The sequence below is a fragment of the Nonomuraea cavernae genome, from assembly GCF_040655715.1.
Lineage (GTDB): Bacteria > Actinomycetota > Actinomycetes > Streptosporangiales > Streptosporangiaceae > Nonomuraea > Nonomuraea cavernae_A.
Window position 1 is genome coordinate 1 of record NZ_JBFAKL010000077.1, and the last position, 1471, is coordinate 1471.

The 1471-nt window shown below is 65.3% G+C and carries 1 protein-coding gene; it reads left to right on the forward strand.

Annotation, left to right across the window (positions count from 1 at the left end; all coding sequences use genetic code 11):
• Positions 1-152 precede the first annotated feature (152 nt).
• Positions 153-1442, forward strand: a complete 1290-nt coding sequence (locus AB0I38_RS40280; protein ID WP_436838832.1) for an IS701 family transposase — start codon at positions 153-155, stop codon at positions 1440-1442.
• Positions 1443-1471 lie beyond the last annotated feature (29 nt).

Sequence of the window (1471 nt, forward strand, 5' to 3'; positions counted from 1 at the left end):
TACGGCAGTCGTAGATCGTGATCTCTGTGGGGCAGTGCCCGTAACGCAGAACAGCCGCCCGGTGATCTTGATGTGTGACGATCAATGACCTTCGAGCGGCTGCTGCCGCCATGGTAGAGGCTGAGGCGGTCGGTGGTCATCTTGATGACCTGATGGCCGGCATGGCCAGCTGTTTCCGCAGGTGGGAACCCCGCGTCCAGGCGAAGAAATACGTGCGTGCGTTGATGAGCGACCTGCCACGCAAGAACTGCTGGACCATCGCCGAACACGCCGGTGACCAGACACCCGGCAAGATGCAGCACCTGCTGGAACGAGCGAAGTGGGACACCACAGCAGCGATGGCCTCTGTCCGCGCCTTCGTGTGCAACCGGCTGGACGACGGTGACGCAGTCGCGGTCCTGGACGAATCGGGACAGGAGAAGAAGGGCACCGCCACCATCGGCGTCAAACGACAATACGTCGGGTGCGCGGGCCGGATCTCCAACGCCATCAACGTCGTGTACTGCACTTTCACCACTAAAGCCGGGCACGCGCTGGTCGGTGCCCGCCTCTACCTTCCCGCCGAGCAGGCCGCCGACCCCGACCGCCGCACCCAAACCCAGGTACCCGAACAGGTGACCTTCGCGACCAAACCCGAACTGGGCCGGCAGATCCTGGCCGACCTGCACACCGAGGACCGGCTACCGGCATGGGTGACCGGCGACGAGGTCTACGGCGCCTGCCCACGACTGCGCGCCTGGCTGGAAACTCCCGAAGTCGACACCGGCTACGTGCTGGCAATCTCCAAGTCGACCCCCATCGCCTTCAGTGGCGACACCAAGGTCAGAGCCGACTCCGCGTTGAAGATGCTCACCGCCTCCCGCTGGAGCATCGACTCGTGCGGCGCGGGTTCCAAGGGAGAACGCCGCTACGCCTGGGCCTGGATCGCCACCGCCGATCCTCGCCGTCACCTGCTCCTCCGCCGCAGCCTGACCCCCAACACCAAAGGCATCCATGAGGTGGCGTTCTACCTGTGCTTCGTCCCGCAAGGGCGCCCCGTCACCTTGCGCACCCTCATCACCATCGCCGGACGCAGATGGCCGGTGGAGGAAGACTTCCAAACCGGTAAGGACGCCTTCGGCCTCGACCACTCCCAGGTCAGGACCTACCCCGCGCTGCTTCGCCACCTCGTGCTGACCATGGCCGCCCTGGCCGTCTGCGCCATCACCGCAGCCCACAGCCGCACCACCACCAGCACACCACCACCCACCAGCCCCACCGACGTTCCACCCACCGACCCAGGACTGATCCCCCTGACCGTCCCAGAGGTGAAACGCCTGGTCAACCTCCTCACCCGCCATTGGCATGGCCTGGAACACCACCTGCACTGGCACATCTGGCGCCGACGTCACCAAGCCCGCGCCCGCTGGTTCCACCAACGAACCCGCCTCACTCGCCAATGACCAGATCACGATCTACGACTGCCGTACTA